Raw genomic sequence first — 17,982 nt, forward strand, 5'->3', positions numbered from 1 at the left:
ATGAAGACAAGAGATATGAACCGGGATTGGATCGCCACCGCCGCCACATTGAACAGCGCACTGCCCTATCTGCAGCGCTATGACGGGGCCATTGTCGTCATCAAGCTGGGCGGACACGCCATGGGCAGCGATGAAGCGATGGAAAGCTTTGCCCGTGACGTGGTTCTGATGCGCCAGGTGGGCATCAACCCGGTTGTGGTACATGGCGGCGGTCCCATGATCAACGCGATGCTGGACAAGCTCGATATCCAATCCGATTTCGTGAACGGTAAGCGTGTGACGGACAAGGCGACTGTCGAAGTGGTCGAGATGGTGCTCTCGGGCCTCGTGAACAAACGCATTGTTCAGGCCATCAACGGACAGGGAGGGACTGCGGTTGGCCTGTCGGGCAAGGACGCCAACTTGATGATCTGTGATCAAACCGATGCCTCGCTGGGGTTTGTTGGCTCTCCTTCCGAGATGAAACCCGAAATCCTGCACGATCTGTTTACGCATGACGTGATCCCGGTAATTGCGCCTCTGGGCGCCGGGCGCGAAGGTGAGACGTTCAACGTCAACGGTGACACCGCCGCCGGTGCCATCGCCTCGGCCTTGAAGGCAGACCGTCTTCTGTTGCTGACCGACGTATCAGGCGTCAAGAACGCTGCCGGAGAGGTCGTGACCGAGCTAAAAGCCGGTCAGATCCGCGAGATGACCCTGGACGGGACCATCGCAGGCGGAATGATCCCCAAGACCGAAACGGCGCTGGACGCACTGCATAGTGGGGTGCGGGCCGTAGTCATTCTGGATGGGCGCGCGCCCAATGCGGTGCTACTGGAACTGTTCACCGAACACGGAGCTGGGTCGCTGATCCGACCCGATTGATCGACTGCGACGGAGGTGACATGACAGTTCAAACCGCACCTTCCCCGAACATTTATCAACGTGTCGACAGCGCGGCTGCTGAGGTTGGGCTTATCGTGATGGGTGCGTTACATCCTGGGCGCGCTAATGCCAAGCAATTGGACAGCGGCACCCTGATCCTGCTAGGTGCAGGGCCCACGTTCTGGCCTGTTTTGAAATCAGCCCCTGAATGGCAAGGTCCCGACCCTGTTGACCGCTGGTCGTACCGCGTCGTCAATCAGATGGCGCAGGATTTGGGGGGTCAAGCCTATTTCCCATTCGGTGGCCCACCCTATGTGCCGTTTATCGACTGGGCGCTGAAATCGGGGCGTACATTCAGCAGCCCGGTTGGCGCCTTGGTGCATGACACGGTCGGTATGATGATCTCGTATCGCGGCGCGCTGCATTTTGATGAGGAATTCGAGATTCCCGGTGCCCATAATTCATCGCCCTGTGTTACATGCGATGCCCCTTGCGCTCAGACCTGCCCAGTCGGAGCCCTGAACACCCACAGCTTCTATGACGTTGAGGCCTGCCACGGGCATCTGAACACAGAGCAGGGCCAAACCTGCATGACCGGTGGCTGCCTTGCGCGCCTGGCCTGCCCTCTCAGCCCCGGGGCCGGGCGGGACCCAGAACAGTCCGCCCACCACATGAGGTCTTTTCACCCGTCATGACTCGCACTCTGATCCTGACCCGCCATGCCAAATCCAGTTGGGATGAGCCGACGCTCAGCGATCATGATCGGCCACTGAACAAACGTGGACGCTGCTCGGCACCTGCTGTGTCCGGCTGGCTACTCAGGAATGGCTGGCTACCGAATGAGGTGCTCAGCTCTACCGCCCTCAGAACCCGCGAGACGTGGGATCGAATGGGGCTGCAGGCCGATCTGATCCAGTTCGAACGCTCGCTGTATCTGGCCGGTCCCGATCTCATGATGCGGGCCCTGTCGCAGGCTTCTGGCCAAACCGTGCTGATGCTGGGCCACAACCCCGGGATCGCCGACTTCGCCAGACAGCTTGTGCGGCAGGCGCCAGATCACGGCCGTTTCGATGACTACCCGACCTGCGCAACAACAGTCATACAGTTCGAGATCAACTCCTGGGCCGCGCTTCGGTGGCACAGTGGGGATGTCTTGGGGTTCGTCATTCCACGCGAGTTGCCGGAGTAAAAAAGGCGGGGCAAAAACCCCGCCTTTCATGGTTCTTCCGATCGGGATCAGTGACCCAAAATCTGGCTCAGGAACAGCTTGGTCCGCTCGCTTTGCGGATTGTTGAAGAACTCTTCTGGTTCGTTCTGTTCCACAATCTGACCGGCATCCATAAAGATCACGCGGTTGGCGACCTGACGGGCAAAACCCATCTCGTGGGTCACACAAAGCATGGTCATGCCTTCTTCGGCCAGCTCGATCATAGTGTCGAGCACCTCTTTGATCATCTCAGGGTCCAGCGCCGATGTAGGTTCGTCGAACAACATGATCCGCGGCATCATGCAGAGCGAACGGGCAATCGCAACACGCTGCTGCTGACCACCCGAAAGCTGGCCAGGATACTTGTCGGCCTGTTCTGGGATTTTCACCTTCTCTAGGAAGTGCATCGCACGCTCTTCAGCCTCTTTCCTGGGCGTCTTGCGCACCCAGATCGGGGCCAGCGTACAGTTTTCCAGAATGGTCAGATGCGGGAACAGGTTGAAGTGCTGGAACACCATCCCGACCTCGGACCGGATCTTGTCGATGTTTTTCAGGTCATTCGACAGTTCCGTCCCATCCACCATGATCGTGCCTTGCTGGTGTTCCTCCAGCGCGTTCAGACAGCGGATCAGGGTGGACTTACCCGACCCTGACGGCCCCGCGATAACAATCCTCTCGCCCTGATTGACGGTCAAATTGATGTCGCGCAGCACATGGAAAGACCCATACCACTTGTTCATGTTGTTGATTTCGATGGCGACCTCGTCGCTCACCTGCATCTTGGATCGGTCGATTTCGCGGTCTATTGCAAGTTCAGACATGTGTTGAACTCCTTAACGATGGCCAGTCTGAAGCTTGCGCTCCAGATACATGGAATAACGGGACATGGAGAAGCAGACGACGAAGAACAGCGCGCCGATAAAAGCAAACAGTTCCCAGTAGATGCCGTTCCAAGCGGTATCAGCGCGGATCGCGTTGGCAAGGCCAAGCACGTCGAACAGTCCGATGATCGACACCAGAACCGTATCCTTGAAGATCCCGATGAATGTGCTCACGATGCCCGGAATTGAGATTTTCAGGGCTTGCGGCATGATGATCAGTCGCTGTGCCTGCCAGTAGTTCAGGCCCAAACTGTCGGCGCCCTCGTACTGACCTCGTGGCAATGCAGCCAGGCCACCCCGGATCACTTCGGCCATATAGGCGGCTGAGAACAGGGTCATCATGATCATCACCCGCAGGATGATGTCAAAATTGGTGCCTGGTGGCAGGAACAGGTTCAACAGCAGCGAGGCCACGAACAGTAGCGTGATCAGCGGTACGCCGCGAATGAACTCGATAAAGCCCACACACATGTATTTGACGATAAGAAGGTCCGACTGACGGCCCAGCGCCAACACGATACCAATCGGCAGCGAGACACCGATGGCCACAACACCCAGCAGGATCGCCAGCATGAAACCACCGAACTGACGACTTTGCACGGCTTCGATACCGATCGGCAGGATCGAATCCATGGCACCAACGAAGTAGCTCGATAGAAACAGCCACCAGATCAATGCAGCCACTGCACCACCGATCATCCCGAGCAATTCGCTTTGTTGCTTGCTGACGACGGTGTAGACGGCCCAGCCGGCAACAAATCCAAGTGCCGCCGACAATGGCCCCCAGATGGTACCACCCCACATCAACCAAGGCATCAGGAAGGGGTAGATCGCGCTAAAGATCAGCAACTTGCTCGGAACACGGTCCGAATACAGCACTGGTGCCAGCGCAACCAGCAACAGAACAAGCGCCAGAATTGGCCGCCAGTACAGATGGCTCGGGTAGAATCCGAACAACAGCTGCAGCCAGCGATCATTGATGACAGCCCAGCAAGCATGACCATGGGTGTCTCCCCAGGTTGCCATCATGATCTCACGGCACTCAGTCAGTGAATTGGCATTCCAGACGGATTGGAACGTCCATGGCAGAACGCCCGACAACACATAGTAGATCGCATAGAGCGAAACCAAAGTCAGGATCGAATTGAACCAACCAGAAAACAGATTGTGCTTAACCCAACCTACTATTCCCACTTCGGACGCTGGTGGCGCTTTCTCCGGCAACATTTCCGCGCGGACAAATGAAACATCACTCATATTACCGCTCCACCAATTTGACACTATTGTTGTACCAGTTCATCACTGCCGAGATGCTCAGCGAGATGCACAGATAGACCAGCATCAGCAGTAGAACGCATTCCAGCTCGCGGCCGGTTTGGTTCATGGTGATGCCACCCAGGGTACCTGTGATATCCATATACCCCACCGCAATCGCCAGAGACGAGTTCTTGGTCAGGTTCAAGTAGTTCGAGATCATTGGCGGGATGATCACGCGCAACGCTTGCGGCAGGATCACCAGACGCATAATCCGGCTCGGGCGTATACCCAGCGCGGCGGCGGCCTCGGTCTGCCCCTTGGAAATGGCGAGAATTCCGGCCCGCACGATCTCAGCGATGAAAGCTGCAGTGTAAAGGGACAGGGCCAACCACAATGCGATAAGCGAGTTCCGCAAATGGGTGCCGCCTTTGAAGTTGAACCCTTTCAGTTCCGGGTATCCCAAATGGAATCCCAACGCAGTCAGCAGGATCAACATCGGCACAAACAGTATACCCAACTGAATGTGCCAGATGGTTGGGCGATCACCAGTTGCTTCCTGTTTTGCAGCGGCATTAGCGGATACTTTGCGCATCACAAAAATGCTGCCCGCCAAAACGACCAGAAAGGCGACCAGATCCAATGAAATGTCGAAGCGTAAGCTGGACGCACCAAACAAGTGGATATCGCCAAGACTGCGTGAAAACAGGAGCTCTGGGATATAGACACCGCGATTGGTGACGGCGACAGAGTTGAAAAAATCCATCGTGGCCGTCGGGGTTTCGCCTCGGAATGCATTGGGTGCCGGTAAACCTTCGATCAGAATGGCCATAGCCAGAACGATCCAAAGCAGCACAGGCACGTTACGGAACATCTCGACATAAACAGTCATGATCCGCGCGATCAACCAGTTGTTGGAAAGTCGTAATACACCAACGAAAACACCGATAATTGTCGCCGTGATACAGCCGAGAACTGCAACAACAAGTGTGTTAAGCAATCCGATAAACCCAGCACGCAAGTGGCTGTCTCGAGAATCGTATTCCAGCAGGCGTTGGTTGATATCGTAACTTGCAGGTTCGCCGAAGAACCCGAATTCTACGGGTTTACCAAGTGCTTCGAGGTTCTGAATGGTGTTGGAAATGATCCAGGCTGCCAAAAGCATGAAACCGATCATTGCAATGACCTGGATGGTCGCAGATCGGTACCGCGTATCGTAAAGGAGCATGGACAGCCGGAACTGCTCCTTTGGCGGGTCAGTGAGAGTCGACATGACCTATGTATATCCCCGTGTCATCCCGTTATTCGCAGACAGAGTTGATCTCTGTTCAATCTAACCGGGACTGTTTCTTATGGATTGAAAAAGGGCGCAGGATGAACTGCGCCCTCTTCAATGGATATTAGCGGAACGGCGGCGAGTACAGCAGGCCGCCATCGGTCCACTGACCGTTCAGGCCGCGTGCCAGACCGATTGGGGTTTCTTCACCGATGTTCTTGGCAAAGACCTCACCATAGTTACCACCCGCCTTGATAGCGCGCATTGCCCACTGTGCGTCCAGACCCAGCATCTCACCCAGAGTGCCTTCGCTGCCCAGCAGACGGTTCACTTCGGGGTTGTCGGTGCCAGCAGACATCTCGTCGATGTTCGCCGAGGTCACACCCAGCTCTTCAGCCGAAACCAGTGCGTTCAGTGTCCAGCGAACAACGTCGCCCCACTCGTGGTCGCCATGACGGACCAGCGGGCCCAGCGGCTCTTTCGAGATGATTTCGGGCAGCAGGATGTGATCACCGGGGTTTTCGAACGTGGCGCGCGTTGCGGCCAGGCCCGATGCGTCGGTGGTATAGACGTCACATGCGCCAGCCAGATACTGCTGCTGCGCTTCTGCGTTGGTTTCGATCGGAACCGGCTCGTAGCTGATGTTGTTCGAGCGGAAGAAATCCGCCAGGTTCAGCTCGGTGGTGGTGCCGGTCTGGATGCAGACAGTCGCGCCGTCCAGTTCCTTGGCCGAGCTTACGCCCAGCGCTTTGGGAACCATAAAGCCCTGACCGTCGTAATAGTTTACACCGACGAATTCGAACTTCAGGTCTACGTCGCGGCTGAAGGTCCAGGTGGTGTTCCGGGCCAGCATGTCGATTTCGCCCGAAGCCAGCGCGGTAAAGCGTGTCTTACCTGTGGTCGGAACGAATTCAACGGCGCTTGCGTCACCCAGAACCGCAGCGGCAACGGCGCGGCACAACGAAACGTCAAAGCCCTGCCATTCACCATTTGCGTCGGGCGCGGCAAAGCCGACCAGACCGGTGGTCACACCGCAGTTCAGCTTACCGCGCGCCTTGACGTCGTCCACGGTTCCCGCCATGGCTGCGCCTGCGGCCAGACCGGCAACTGTGGCCGCGCCCAAGATTACGGATTTTTTCATTTTTACCTCTTCCTGATTGTCCATCCCGTTCAGGGACGGTTCTATCCGGCACCTCAGGTACCAGAAAGGTTTCCCCAAAGGTGTCTCCCCTTTAGTGCGCACGAGTTTGGTCGCATTCATAAACAAACGTCAAGGGTCGGATCAGGGAAAACGATGGATCAACTCACAGATGTCCATCAGAGCGGTAAAAATTCAGAAATCTAAGATCAATCAGAGACGTCGTAGAAGCGTTTAGCGTGTAAAAAGGCAGAACGTTTGACTTCGGCTGCTTCATGCGCCTCGTCGTCATGGCCCCATTGTTCGATTTGCCACAGCTCGTCCAACCGCGAAATCCGCCAGATCTCTTGCGCATCACACCAATCGGAAGTGGCCGCAAACCCAAGGATCAACGAGCCCGAAAGGCTGACCAGGTCGTGGAAGGCAGCCAGTTGGAAGTTGTTGAAATCATGCACTCGCCGGCGCAACTGATCCAGCGCCGCCACGTCTTGCGGCTGATGCAGGATACCTGTGACGGGCTGCAGGCGAACCGACATGGCTTCCGCGGCCCAGTCCAACACCGGGTCCCACTGTTCAGCTTGCCGCTGCTGCAACTCTTGCGGGTGGGCGGCGCGATAGCACAGCAAATCCGAATCGCCATAATCGGCAAGCATGTCTGCAACTTCGGCGTGCTGAATCTGCACCTTGTCGATGGCTGCATTGGCCGAACGCGTGTAGGGCATCGTCCCTGGGTCAACCTGTTCTTCCTGCGCGTCCCATTCGGCCGCAATGGCCTGAGCCATCGGCAAGGTCGGCAGGATAAGTCCGGCCCGCGCAGGTGTTTTGACCCTACGACCGTCCAATTCGACCGTAAATCCGCCATCGGCCTCTACCACCTGACATGCAGTCCAAAATCGTTTCGGTTTCCAGTCACTCATGTCTTCAGGTCCAGATATCGTCCAGTGCGCCCGGCAACTGGTCAAACGTTTCGATAATACGAGAGGCAGCGGCCAAGGCAGGCTGTTCGTGATACCCCCAGGTTACGCCAATTCCGGTGACACCGGCGGCGGCGGCCATATCCATGTCGAATCGGGTATCCCCGATCATGACCGTATCAACCGCATCGACGCCGGTTTCGGCCCTTGCCGTGTCGATCATCGAAGGATGCGGTTTTGACGGGTGGTGATCTGCGACCTGCCGGGTCACGAAATAGCCTTGCAGACCGTGACCTTCGATCAAAGCATCCAGACCACGTTGCGATTTGCCTGTCGCCACGCCCAGCAGAACCTCGGGGATCGCATGTAGCGCCTCGACGACCTCGCGCGCGCCGGGATAAAGCGGCGAGCTGGCCATTCCCTGTTCCAGTCGAAGCGCGTGATAGGCCTGTTTATAGCCCTCTACCAACCGTGCCTGATCCGCAGCAGAACACTCGGGCACCAACTGTGCCATGGCTTGTGGTAGAGATAATCCGACTATGGACAAGATCCCCGCCCTATCCGGTACCGGAAGAGACAAGGCATCAAAGCTGGCGGTCATGGCCGCAATAATGCTGCCCTGGCTATCGACCAGGGTACCGTCCACATCAAATAGTACCAGACGCAAGGGTCTGCTCATTGCAGAGACTCGAACGGATCATCCGCAGCCAGGTCTTCGGCCCATCCGAATGTGTCCCAGCTGTGTTTCATATGATCGGGCAAGGGTGCGGTGACCGTGATCTTCTTACGCGTCACCGGGTGCTGAAACGAAGCCTGCCGCGCATGCAGGTGCAGCTTTTTGCTGATCACACCGCCCAACTGCGCACCCCAGCCATCGCCAAGGTTCTCTTGACCCGAACCGCCGTATTTTCCATCCCCGATGATTGGATGCCCAATCGCTGCCATATGCGCACGCAACTGATGAGTGCGGCCGGTGATCGGCTCCATCGCGACCCAGGCGGCGCGTCCGGCCACGCGGTATAGCGTAGCGTAAAGTGTATGGGCCCGCTTCGCGCCTGGCGTATCGTTGATTTCGTTAAGATGAACGGGGATCATCTTTTCGCCCTCGCCCTGGCTGCCATGGCCCGGGGCCTTGACCAAACCGGTCTTGATCTCGCCCAGATAAGGGGTCGGCACCCCAGCGACTAGAGCCCAATATATCTTGCGCGTGTCCCGGTGACGGAAAGCGGCGGTCAGTGCTTTGGCGGCCTCGCGTGTGCGGGCCAGCAACAGCACGCCCGAGGTATCCTTGTCCAGTCGGTGCACCAATCGGGGGTTTTCGTCATATCCAAAGCGCAGCGCCTCGGACAGCCCGTCCACATGCCGGGTCTGGCCGCTGCCGCCTTGCACCGGCAATCCTTGCGGTTTGTTCAGCGCGATCACGTGGTCATCGCGATAGATCACGCAAGACTGCATCATCTTCACATCCGCATCGGTGATCCGCGGCTTGACCTCGACCGGCTTGTGATCCGCATCGGGCAGGGGCGGCACGCGCACGACCTGACCGACCTCAAGCCGGGTCGAGGCCTTGGCCCGTCCGCCATCCACACGCAGTTCGCCCTTGCGGCACATTTTTTCGATGCGCCCTTGGCTGACATGCGGAAACAGGCGCCGCAGCCAGCGGTCCACCCGCTGGTCGCCATCCCCATCCGCAACTGTAATCATCTGCACGCCACTCATGCCATTGCCCCTTGCGCCGCGCGGCAGACCCGCCCGGACCACGCTGTAAACATTGTCCCAGAAAACATGCGCGTCTGTCGCGCGCATCGGCCAAAGAGTCAAGACGGTGCTAGTCTGGTTTCCGTTGCGAACGCAGCTTGGCAAAGTAGTCCAGCCGTTTCTTCAGCTCACGTTCAAACCCACGCTCGACAGGTTGATAGAGAACAGGGCGCGATATGGACTCGGGAAAGTAGTTCTGCCCAGAAAACCCATCCTCGGCATCGTGATCATAAGCATAGCCCGCACCATAACCCTGATCTTTCATCAAAGAGGTTGGTGCATTCAGAATATGTTTGGGCGGCGGCTCACTTCCTGATTGCTTGGCCAGGCGCATCGCTGCCTTGTAGCCCACATAGGCCCCGTTCGATTTCGGAGCCAGAGCCAGATAGACCAGCGCCTGCGCCAAAGCCAACTCGCCTTCGGGACTGCCCAGCCGCTCATAGGTTTCCCAGGAGTGCAGACAGATCGCCTGAGCCTGCGGATCAGCCAGACCAATGTCCTCGACCGCCATTCGCGTGATCCGGCGCGCCAAATACCTTGGGTCCTCGCCTCCTGTCAGCATTCGCGCGAACCAGTACAGGGCGGCATCGGGGTCGGATCCTCGCACCGATTTGTGCAGGGCCGAGATCAGGTTGTAATGCTCATCTCCAGATTTGTCGTATTTCGCGGCACGGCGCATGAGCCGGGTCGACAGGGCTTCAAGGTCCAGCGGGCCCTCAACTTTCCACGCGGCAACCTGCTCGATCAGGTTCAACAGCGCGCGCCCGTCACCATCGGCCATTTCCTGCAGCGCATCACGGGCCGCAGGGTCCAACGGCAACCCGCGGTCCAATTCCTGTTCAGCGCGCTGCGTCAGACGCTCAAGATCAGCCAGGCTGAGCCGTTCCAGCACCAGCACTTGTGCCCGACTGAGCACAGCGGCGTTCAACTCGAACGATGGATTTTCCGTGGTCGCCCCGACCAGGAGGATCGTACCATCCTCCATATGCGGCAGAAACCCGTCCTGCTGCGCCTTGTTGAAGCGATGGATTTCGTCAACAAACAGCAACGTCCCCTGCCCGTTCTGACGCCGGATCTTCGCAGCTTCGAACACTTTCTTCAGGTCGGGAACACCAGTAAAGATGGCACTGATCTGCACAAAATGCAGGTCCGTCTCTTGCGCTAGAAGCCGCGCGATCGTGGTCTTGCCGACGCCGGGCGGCCCCCAGAATATCAGGCTCGACAGACTGCCCGAGGCCAGCATCACGCCCAAAGGCGCATCCGGGCCCAACACCTGTTCCTGCCCGATCACCTCGGCCAGCGTTTGCGGGCGCAATCTGTCGGCCAGCGGGCGATGTACAGGCGGCGCAGGGTCAGATGACCCGGTATCGAAAAGGTCACTCATCCGGTCACAGCCTGAACCGCAGGGAAACCGGCCGCCCGCCCCTGAGGATATCCAGATTGATCCGACGCCCCGGATCGGTCAGCGCCTTCACGACATCAGCAGGTCGCTCGACCCGCGCGCCGTTTATCCCATCGACCACATCGCCCGGACGCAGCCCGGACCGACCGCCATAGCGGCCCGCGTCGACCACAACCACCCCCGTCTGCGACAGCAAAAGCCCCAGCCGCGCGATAACAGCAGGGTTGATCCGCGACACGGTCAGGCCTGGCATCACGGTTTCATCGTTCAGCGTCGTCACTTCCGCTGCCGGAACCTCGGGCGCTTTGACCAAAGCGACCTCAAGTTCAGCTCGGTCCTCGCCGCGCAGTCGCGTCACCACCGACGTGCCGCCCACACCGGCCACTGACATGCGGAATTTCATCTCTGCCGGCGAGTTCACCTCATCCCCGTCGACATGGGTCACGACGTCCCCAACCTGCAACCCTGCCTCGGCCAACGGGCTGAGCGCATGGAGATCCGAAATCACCAGACCCTGCGGGATGACCAAGCCCAGAGACTCAGCGATATCCGCACTCATGTGCTGCCCGGCCATTCCGGCCCAGGGGCTGACAAAACTGTCATTGCCGGCCTGCGCTTGTCGCAGGAATTCGGCAACCAGATTGGCAGGGATGGCAAAACCGATCCCGTTCGATCCGCCAGAACGTGTCAGGATCGAGGTGTTGATGCCAATCAGATCACCGTTCACATCGATCAGCGCCCCGCCCGAATTGCCGGGATTGATCGCCGCATCCGTCTGAATGAAATAGCCCCGCGCATTGCCCGTGGCCGTACCGGTCCGCGCCAACCCCGAGATAATGCCCGATGATACCGTCTGCCCGACGCCGAACGGGTTGCCGATGGCCAGAGCCAGTTCACCCACCTCAACCAAATCGGAATCCCGCATGTCGATCGAAGGCAACGCCTCGGCATCTTTCAGACGTAGAATGGCGATGTCGCTTTCCTGATCGCCCAGAACCACCTCAGCCGAAAACTCGCGCCGGTCCGTCGTGACGACCCGTATTTCGGTCGCCGAACCCACGACATGGTAGTTTGAGACCACATAACCGTCATCCGTCAGGATCACACCCGACCCCAGCGAATTCTGAACGCGCGGTCGCGGTTCGCCAAAGCCGCCGCCAAAGAAATCCTGAAAGAACGGGTCAGAGAACAGTGAATTCGAGCGCCCTTCGCGCACGATCTTGGCGTAGATATTCACCACAGCCGGCGCGGCTTGCTTCACCACGGGCGCAAATCCAAGGCTGATTTCGACCTGCGTTTGAGGTACTTTTGTTTCGGCCTTGGCTGAAACCGCAGCAACAGTCAGCAAGAGTGAACACAAGACTTTCCGCATGATCCATCCGTCTATTGGGCGCCCTTCGGATATGCGAGGCCCGCGCAGGGATTGCAAGCATCTTAAGGCACTGGGCGCGTTGACTTGGGGCGGAATGGCTGGGAATGTCCGACGAACAGAAAGTGCATTTGAAGGAAATATTGTTTTGAGGTCATTCACTCTGAAATGCCTGTCGCGCGGGCGGCTTTTCTCGCTCGCGTTGATCACAACCCTTGGGATAGTCGCCCCGGCGGTACAGGCGGATACCAAACTGGCCATGGGAACCGGAGCGAAAACTGGGTACTATTTCAGCGTCGGCAATCTGCTGTGCAAGTCATTTGTCAAAGCGATGAGCGGTAATAAATGCAGAGCTCGAACCACGGACGGCGCGCTGGAAAACCTAGCAAAGCTGCGCCGCGGTAAATATGACATCGTCGTTGTTCGGTCTGACTGGGCGCTAAATGCACGGGATGGATCGGGTTTTTTCGAGAACAAGAAGCCGGACGCTGCCTTACGCTCGCTTTTCTCAACTCACAGCGTACCCTTGACCGTTATTGCGCGCACGGGGTCAGGGATTACGTCCCTCAAAGACCTGAATGGCAAACGTGTACGTTTGGGCGGGTCGGCATCCCGCTTGGCCAGAAAGCTCCCCTATGCCGAAAGCTGGGATATCTCGGGATTTCGCACAATCAGTTTCGGAGAGATGGACGACCAGCGCAAGGCGTTGTGTAAGGGCGAGATTGACGCCGTCGCCAGTGTCGTCGGCTATCCGTCAAGTCTGATTCAAAAAACAGCCCAGACATGTGCGATTCAACTGGTTGAACTTTCCGGGCGCGATATCGACCGTCTGGTTTCCGGCTCCGACGCGCTCAGCGAAGTGACCATTCCTGCCAATACGTATAAAGGGGTGACGTCACCAACCAAAACTTTTGGCTATAAGGCCATTCTTCTAAGCAGTGCCAACGTGCCCGATGACGATGTCTATGCCTTTGTGAAATCCACCTTTGAAAACCTGCCGCAACTGACGGCCGGCCACCCGGCGCTGAAAGGTTTGCAACCAGCTGATATGATCCGCGATGGCTTGCCAGCGCCACTGCATCCAGGGGCGGCCCGATATTATCGAGAGCGCGGCTGGATCAACTAGGCCAGAGATAGAGTTGTGAAAAAGAAAAACCCCCGCGTCCGAGACACGGGGGTTTTCACATGAAAGCCAGGCTTTCTTATTCTTCGTCTGCGGCCTCTTCGGCGGCGGTACGCGCTTTGTCTGCAGCGCCTTTGGCGTCCAGATCGCGGTCAACGAATTCGATGATCGCCATCGGGGCCATGTCGCCATAGCGGAAGCCTGCTTTCAGGATCCGGACATAACCGCCCTGACGCTCGGCGTAACGGGGGCCCAGGATTTCGAACAGCTTTGCGACGTCTTTGTCTTCTTTCAGCTGCGATGCGGCCTGACGACGGGCGTGCAGGTCCCCACGCTTGCCTAGAGTGATCAGTTTTTCAACGATCGGGCGCAGTTCTTTTGCCTTGGGCAGAGTTGTTTTGATCTGCTCATGTTCGATGAGCGAGCCAGCCATGTTCGCAAACAGAGCCTTGCGGTGCTCATGAGTACGGTTCAGGCGGCGGTAACCACGTGCGTGACGCATTTTCTAGTTCCTTCTTCAGCGTTTTGCTTTGTCTGGCCGGCGATGCGTGTCACCGGCTCTCCTTGGGGCATGATTGCCCGTGCATTCCCCGCAAGCGCGGGCATTGGGAAGACGCGCTTAAAACGCGTCTTCGAATTTCTTCGCCAGATCTTCGATGTTGTCAGGTGGCCAATCCTCGACATCCATGCCAAGGTGCAGACCCATGCCGGACAGCACTTCTTTGATCTCGTTCAGCGACTTGCGGCCGAAGTTCGGGGTGCGCAGCATCTCGGCTTCGGTCTTCTGGATCAGGTCGCCAATGTAGACGATATTGTCGTTCTTCAGACAGTTTGCCGAACGGACAGACAGTTCCAACTCATCTACCTTCTTCAGCAGCAGCGGGTTGAACTCCAGACCATCATCTTCGTCCTGACGACCAGCCGATTCCGGCTCATCGAAGTTGACGAAGATCGACAGCTGATCCTGCAGGATGCGTGCGGCATAGGCCAACGCGTCCTCGGGGGTGATCGAACCGTCAGTCTCAATCTTCAGGGTCAGCTTGTCATAGTCAAGAACCTGACCTTCACGCGTCGGCTGAACATCATAGGCGACCTTTTTAACCGGCGAATAGATCGCGTCGATCGGGATCAGGCCGATAGGTGCGTCTTCTGGTTTGTTCTTTTCAGCCGAGACATAGCCCTTACCGGTGTTGACGGTCAGTTCCATGAACAGGTCGGCACCATCATCCAGGTGACAGATGACGTGATCGCGGTTCAGAACCTCGATGCCAGCGCTTTCGCTGATGTCGCCTGCGGTGACGATTGCCGGGCCTTTAGCATTGATCGACAGACGCTTGGGGCCTTCGACCTCCATGCGCAGGGCGACTTGCTTAAGGTTCAAAATGATGTCGGTGACGTCTTCACGCACGCCTGCAACCGAACTGAATTCGTGCAGGACGTTGTCGATCTGAACGCTGGTGATGGCCGCACCTTGCAGCGAGCTCATCAGAACGCGGCGCAGGGCGTTGCCCAGAGTCAGACCAAAGCCACGCTCCAGCGGTTCTGCAACCAGCGTTGCCTGGCGCGCAGGGTCGTTGCCCGGCTTGCTTTCCAGCTGGGTTGGCTTGATCAATTCTGCCCAATTCTTGTGGATCATGTAATCCCTCCATTCCTGTCCGCGCCCCATGACCAACAAGGTGCAGACGCCCGAGGTTCAAAATGACGTGCTGGGGCCGTGCGAAAATGCGGGCCCCAGCTCAATTCTAATTCGCTTAGACGCGGCGGCGCTTCGGCGGACGGCAACCATTGTGAGCGATCGGGGTCACGTCACGGATCGACGTGATGTTGAAGCCCACTGCAGCCAATGCACGCAGAGCCGATTCACGACCCGAACCGGGGCCCTGAACTTCGACCTCCAGCGTCTTGACGCCGTGATCCTGTGCTTTCTTGCCTGCGTCTTCCGCAGCCATCTGAGCAGCATACGGAGTAGATTTACGCGACCCTTTGAAACCCATGGTCCCGGCCGACGACCATGCAATGGCGTTGCCTTGCACGTCCGAGATCAGGATCTTGGTGTTGTTGAAGGTCGAATTCACATGGGCGACGCCCGATGCGATATTCTTGCGCTCTTTTTTCTTGGTACGAGTCTTTTCGCGTGCCATCGGTCAGACCCTCCTTATTTCTTCTTGCCAGCAATGGCCTTTGCGGGGCCTTTGCGGGTACGAGCGTTGGTATGGGTACGCTGACCGCGAACGGGCAGGTTACGACGATGACGCAGACCGCGGTAGCAGCCCAAATCCATCAGGCGCTTGACGTTCATCTGAACTTCGCGACGCAGGTCACCTTCGACGGTGAAGTTAGCGTCGATATGTTCGCGGATGGCCAGAACTTCGGAATCCGACAGCTCATTGACGCGACGGTGCGCTTCAATGCCTACGGCTTCGCAGATGGCCTGCGCCGAGGTGTTGCCGATACCGGTGATATATGTGAGGGCGATAGGTACCCGCTTTGCAGTCGGGATGTTTACGCCGGCAATACGTGCCACGTGTCACTTTCCTTTTTGTTGCGGTTCCGTAGCTCCGGAACCTTTTTTCACAACACTTGACCGTGGCAGTGACGCCAGAGGGCCCAGTATTATTCGAGGTGGTCGGGGCAGTTAGGACGAATCCCGCCTGCGAACTTGATTCCCTTTAGGGATGGGGGTCGATATGGGCTTTTGCGCTTGGCGTCAAGGCCATATTGGAGCTAGCCGAGTACGGCCTCGATCGACGCAGTCACTTCCTTGATATCTGCCAACCCATTGACCGGGCGAAGATCGCCTTTGGCATAGTAATAACCAATCAGCGGCGACGTCTTTTTGTAGTACTCCATCAACCGCGTGCGCAGGCTGTCTTCGTTGTCGTCGGCGCGACGCGTGAACTCTTTTTGCTCACCACAGTTGGTGCAGCGACCATCTGCCGGAATCGGTTTGGTCTTGTCATTATAAACTTCGCCACAGCCCGAACAGGTCGAACGTGCGGTGATCCGATCCACCAGGGCATCGTCATCCACCCGCATCTCGATCACAGTGTGCAGTGACTGGCCCAGCTTGGTCAGCAAAGCCGCCAATGCGTCGGCTTGTGCCAATGTGCGGGGAAAACCGTCAAAGATGAAACCGGCACCGGTTTCGGTGGTCAGCTTCTCTTCGATCAGGCCGATCACGATCTCATCGGTGACCAGCTTGCCGGCATCCATGATGGCTGCGACCTTCAGGCCCATCTCGGTGCCCGAGGTTTTGGCTTCGCGCAGCATGTCTCCGGTGCTCAGCTGCACCATGCCGCGTGTTTCAACAAGATGACGCGCTTGCGTTCCTTTACCCGCCCCCGGGGGGCCCAGAAGAATGATGTTCATCGACGAGCGGGTCCCTTCCTGCCGCGTTTCTTACCCTTCCCGCGCAGTTGGGACTTTTCGATAAGCCCTTCGTATTGATGCGCCAGCAGGTGGCTCTGTACCTGTTGGATCGTATCCATGGTCACAGAGACGATAATCAGAACCGAAGTACCACCGAAATAGAACGGAATGGCAAACTGGCCCCGCAGGATTTCAGGCAGCAGACAAACCGCCGCCAGATAAGCCGAACCCAGAACCAGAACGCGGTTGACCACGTATTCCAGATACTCGGCGGTTTTCTTACCCGGACGGATACCCGGCACAAAACCGTTCTGCTTTTTCAGGTTATCCGCCACGTCATCCGGTTTGAACGAGACGTTGAACGTGTAGAAATAGGCAAAGAACACGATCATCGACGCGAAGAACAGCAGGTACAGCGGCTGACCCGGACCAAAGTTGGCCAGCAGCCAGGACATGATCGGCCCGTTGGTCGCACCCGATGAGAAGGTCGAGATCGTCACCGGCAGCAACAGCAAAGAGCTGGCAAAGATCGCCGGGATAACGCCAGCCGGGTTCACTTTGACCGGCAAGTGGCTCGAGCCGCCTTCATAGATCTTCATACCGGCCTGACGGCGCGGGTATTGAATATGGATCTTGCGCAAAGCGCGCTCCATGAACACCACAAAGGTGATCACGGCGATGACCATGACGATCACCCCGATGATTACTGCGGGGCTGATTGCGCCGCTGCGGCCACTTGCGAAGAACTGAGCCAACGCTGCCGGAACCTCGGCGATGATGCCAACGAAAATAATCAGAGAGATACCGTTGCCGATGCCGCGCGCGGTGATCTGCTCACCCAGCCACATCAGGAACATGGTGCCGCCAACCAGTGTAATCATAGTCGACAGACGGAAATAGAGGCCCGGATCAGTCGCCAGATCGCCCGACTCCAGCGAAACGGCCAAGCCATAGGCCTGAACGGTGGCCAGCGCCACGGTGCCGAAACGGGTATATTGGTTGATCTTCTTACGACCCTGCTCGCCCTCTTTCTTGAGCTGTTCGAGCGCGGGAACCATCGAGGTCAGCAGCTGAATGATGATCGAGGCCGAGATGTAAGGCATGATGCCGAGGGCAAAGATACCCATCCGCCCAAGCGCCCCGCCGGTGAACATCGAAACCATACCGCCGATGCCCTGCCCCGCTTGCTCCATGAACTCACGCAGGGCCTGTCCGTCGATCCCCGGCACCGGTATAAAAGTGCCCAGGCGATAGACGATCAACAAACCCAGTGTGAACAGGATGCGGTTGCGCAGATCGGTGGCTTTGCCCAAAGCAGCCCAGCTAGTGTTGGCTGCCATTTGTTCTGCTGCTGATACCATAAATCGGTCTCTCTTATGAAAACACCGCCCGGAACCGTTTTCCGGCTCGGGCGGCGTCTTGGAAAA

The 17,982-nt window shown here is 57.6% G+C and carries 19 protein-coding genes; 4 read left to right on the top strand and 15 right to left on the bottom strand.

The window, feature by feature from the left end; genetic code table 11:
* The 3 genes from argB to AC2FHW_RS08890 are packed head-to-tail and all read left to right on the top strand — an operon-like array spanning position 1 to position 2,053.
* On the top strand, positions 1-864 hold the full coding sequence (gene argB / locus AC2FHW_RS08880; protein ID WP_142639737.1) for an acetylglutamate kinase: 864 nt from the start codon (positions 1-3) through the stop codon (positions 862-864).
* A 20-nt stretch (positions 865-884) separates the two neighbouring features.
* Positions 885-1,559: a ferredoxin gene (locus AC2FHW_RS08885; protein ID WP_496821807.1), complete on the top strand. Its 675-nt coding sequence runs from the start codon at positions 885-887 to the stop codon at positions 1,557-1,559.
* Complete coding sequence (locus AC2FHW_RS08890) at positions 1,556-2,053, top strand: SixA phosphatase family protein (protein WP_496821809.1); 498 nt, start codon at positions 1,556-1,558, stop codon at positions 2,051-2,053. The genes AC2FHW_RS08885 and AC2FHW_RS08890 overlap by 4 nt, the downstream gene beginning before the upstream one ends.
* 47 nt (positions 2,054-2,100) lie before the next feature.
* Here AC2FHW_RS08890 and AC2FHW_RS08895 read toward each other — a convergent pair whose 3' ends face one another.
* The 9 genes from AC2FHW_RS08895 to AC2FHW_RS08935 all read right to left on the bottom strand — a co-directional run bounded on the left by AC2FHW_RS08895 (position 2,101) and on the right by AC2FHW_RS08935 (position 12,066).
* On the bottom strand, positions 2,101-2,892 hold the full coding sequence (locus tag AC2FHW_RS08895) for an amino acid ABC transporter ATP-binding protein (protein WP_142639743.1): 792 nt from the start codon (positions 2,890-2,892) through the stop codon (positions 2,101-2,103).
* A 12-nt stretch (positions 2,893-2,904) separates the two neighbouring features.
* A complete protein-coding gene (locus AC2FHW_RS08900; protein ID WP_142639745.1) occupies positions 2,905-4,209 on the bottom strand; it encodes an amino acid ABC transporter permease in 1,305 nt (434 codons plus the stop codon).
* 1 nt (position 4,210) lies between these two features.
* Positions 4,211-5,479: an amino acid ABC transporter permease gene (locus tag AC2FHW_RS08905; protein ID WP_142639747.1), complete on the bottom strand. Its 1,269-nt coding sequence runs from the start codon at positions 5,477-5,479 to the stop codon at positions 4,211-4,213.
* A 127-nt stretch (positions 5,480-5,606) separates the two neighbouring features.
* Positions 5,607-6,623 carry an amino acid ABC transporter substrate-binding protein gene (locus tag AC2FHW_RS08910; protein WP_142639749.1) on the bottom strand — a complete coding sequence of 339 codons (1,017 nt, stop codon included), beginning with the start codon at positions 6,621-6,623 and terminating at the stop codon, positions 5,607-5,609.
* Positions 6,624-6,829: 206 nt separating this feature from the next.
* Positions 6,830-7,537 carry an ATP12 family chaperone protein gene (locus tag AC2FHW_RS08915; RefSeq protein ID WP_282022297.1) on the bottom strand — a complete coding sequence of 236 codons (708 nt, stop codon included), beginning with the start codon at positions 7,535-7,537 and terminating at the stop codon, positions 6,830-6,832.
* Between the two features lie 4 nt (positions 7,538-7,541).
* On the bottom strand, positions 7,542-8,213 hold the full coding sequence (locus AC2FHW_RS08920) for an HAD-IA family hydrolase (RefSeq protein WP_496821811.1): 672 nt from the start codon (positions 8,211-8,213) through the stop codon (positions 7,542-7,544).
* Positions 8,210-9,253, bottom strand: coding sequence for an RluA family pseudouridine synthase (locus AC2FHW_RS08925; protein ID WP_271952044.1), 1,044 nt, complete (start codon positions 9,251-9,253; stop codon positions 8,210-8,212). The genes AC2FHW_RS08920 and AC2FHW_RS08925 overlap by 4 nt, the downstream gene beginning before the upstream one ends.
* A 109-nt stretch (positions 9,254-9,362) precedes the next feature.
* Complete coding sequence (locus AC2FHW_RS08930) at positions 9,363-10,676, bottom strand: replication-associated recombination protein A (RefSeq protein ID WP_496729458.1); 1,314 nt, start codon at positions 10,674-10,676, stop codon at positions 9,363-9,365.
* A gap of 4 nt (positions 10,677-10,680) precedes the next feature.
* The gene (locus tag AC2FHW_RS08935; protein ID WP_496708318.1) at positions 10,681-12,066 is read right to left on the bottom strand and encodes a trypsin-like peptidase domain-containing protein; all 1,386 of its coding nucleotides are present in this window, start codon (positions 12,064-12,066) and stop codon (positions 10,681-10,683) included.
* 145 nt (positions 12,067-12,211) lie between these two features.
* Between AC2FHW_RS08935 and AC2FHW_RS08940 the strand changes: the two genes are divergently transcribed.
* Positions 12,212-13,189: a TAXI family TRAP transporter solute-binding subunit gene (locus AC2FHW_RS08940; protein ID WP_271951990.1), complete on the top strand. Its 978-nt coding sequence runs from the start codon at positions 12,212-12,214 to the stop codon at positions 13,187-13,189.
* A gap of 76 nt (positions 13,190-13,265) precedes the next feature.
* On the opposite strand, the gene rplQ is transcribed toward AC2FHW_RS08940, so the two are convergent.
* From rplQ to secY, 6 genes are all read right to left on the bottom strand, one after another.
* Positions 13,266-13,688, bottom strand: a complete 423-nt coding sequence (gene rplQ / locus AC2FHW_RS08945; protein ID WP_142639761.1) for a 50S ribosomal protein L17 — start codon at positions 13,686-13,688, stop codon at positions 13,266-13,268.
* Between the two features lie 117 nt (positions 13,689-13,805).
* Positions 13,806-14,822 carry a DNA-directed RNA polymerase subunit alpha gene (locus AC2FHW_RS08950; RefSeq protein ID WP_142639763.1) on the bottom strand — a complete coding sequence of 339 codons (1,017 nt, stop codon included), beginning with the start codon at positions 14,820-14,822 and terminating at the stop codon, positions 13,806-13,808.
* A 115-nt stretch (positions 14,823-14,937) separates the two neighbouring features.
* On the bottom strand, positions 14,938-15,327 hold the full coding sequence (rpsK, locus tag AC2FHW_RS08955) for a 30S ribosomal protein S11 (protein ID WP_037311698.1): 390 nt from the start codon (positions 15,325-15,327) through the stop codon (positions 14,938-14,940).
* Positions 15,328-15,341: 14 nt separating this feature from the next.
* Entirely contained in the window at positions 15,342-15,710 is a 369-nt protein-coding gene (gene rpsM / locus AC2FHW_RS08960; RefSeq protein WP_142639766.1) for a 30S ribosomal protein S13, read from the bottom strand.
* 200 nt (positions 15,711-15,910) lie between these two features.
* Positions 15,911-16,555, bottom strand: coding sequence for an adenylate kinase (locus tag AC2FHW_RS08965; RefSeq protein ID WP_142639768.1), 645 nt, complete (start codon positions 16,553-16,555; stop codon positions 15,911-15,913).
* A complete protein-coding gene (secY, locus tag AC2FHW_RS08970) occupies positions 16,552-17,916 on the bottom strand; it encodes a preprotein translocase subunit SecY (RefSeq protein ID WP_271951986.1) in 1,365 nt (454 codons plus the stop codon). Before secY ends, AC2FHW_RS08965 begins: the two co-directional genes overlap by 4 nt.
* Between the last annotated feature and the right edge of the window lie 66 nt (positions 17,917-17,982).

This window comes from Ruegeria sp. YTSA108 (genome assembly GCF_059610185.1).

Excerpts from the sequence above, each read along its gene's own strand:
- argB (WP_142639737.1), top strand. The coding sequence starts at position 1 with ATGAAGACAAGAGATATGAACCGGGATTGGATCGCCACCGCCGCCACA.
- AC2FHW_RS08885 (WP_496821807.1), top strand. The coding sequence starts at position 885 with ATGACAGTTCAAACCGCACCTTCCCCGAACATTTATCAACGTGTCGAC.
- AC2FHW_RS08890 (WP_496821809.1), top strand. The coding sequence starts at position 1,556 with ATGACTCGCACTCTGATCCTGACCCGCCATGCCAAATCCAGTTGGGAT.
- AC2FHW_RS08895 (WP_142639743.1), bottom strand. The coding sequence starts at position 2,892 with ATGTCTGAACTTGCAATAGACCGCGAAATCGACCGATCCAAGATGCAG.
- AC2FHW_RS08900 (WP_142639745.1), bottom strand. The coding sequence starts at position 4,209 with ATGAGTGATGTTTCATTTGTCCGCGCGGAAATGTTGCCGGAGAAAGCG.
- AC2FHW_RS08905 (WP_142639747.1), bottom strand. The coding sequence starts at position 5,479 with ATGTCGACTCTCACTGACCCGCCAAAGGAGCAGTTCCGGCTGTCCATG.
- AC2FHW_RS08910 (WP_142639749.1), bottom strand. The coding sequence starts at position 6,623 with ATGAAAAAATCCGTAATCTTGGGCGCGGCCACAGTTGCCGGTCTGGCC.
- AC2FHW_RS08915 (WP_282022297.1), bottom strand. The coding sequence starts at position 7,537 with ATGAGTGACTGGAAACCGAAACGATTTTGGACTGCATGTCAGGTGGTA.
- AC2FHW_RS08920 (WP_496821811.1), bottom strand. The coding sequence starts at position 8,213 with ATGAGCAGACCCTTGCGTCTGGTACTATTTGATGTGGACGGTACCCTG.
- AC2FHW_RS08925 (WP_271952044.1), bottom strand. The coding sequence starts at position 9,253 with ATGAGTGGCGTGCAGATGATTACAGTTGCGGATGGGGATGGCGACCAG.
- AC2FHW_RS08930 (WP_496729458.1), bottom strand. The coding sequence starts at position 10,676 with ATGAGTGACCTTTTCGATACCGGGTCATCTGACCCTGCGCCGCCTGTA.
- AC2FHW_RS08935 (WP_496708318.1), bottom strand. The coding sequence starts at position 12,066 with ATGCGGAAAGTCTTGTGTTCACTCTTGCTGACTGTTGCTGCGGTTTCA.
- rplQ (WP_142639761.1), bottom strand. The coding sequence starts at position 13,688 with ATGCGTCACGCACGTGGTTACCGCCGCCTGAACCGTACTCATGAGCAC.
- AC2FHW_RS08950 (WP_142639763.1), bottom strand. The coding sequence starts at position 14,822 with ATGATCCACAAGAATTGGGCAGAATTGATCAAGCCAACCCAGCTGGAA.
- rpsK (WP_037311698.1), bottom strand. The coding sequence starts at position 15,327 with ATGGCACGCGAAAAGACTCGTACCAAGAAAAAAGAGCGCAAGAATATC.
- AC2FHW_RS08965 (WP_142639768.1), bottom strand. The coding sequence starts at position 16,555 with ATGAACATCATTCTTCTGGGCCCCCCGGGGGCGGGTAAAGGAACGCAA.
- secY (WP_271951986.1), bottom strand. The coding sequence starts at position 17,916 with ATGGTATCAGCAGCAGAACAAATGGCAGCCAACACTAGCTGGGCTGCT.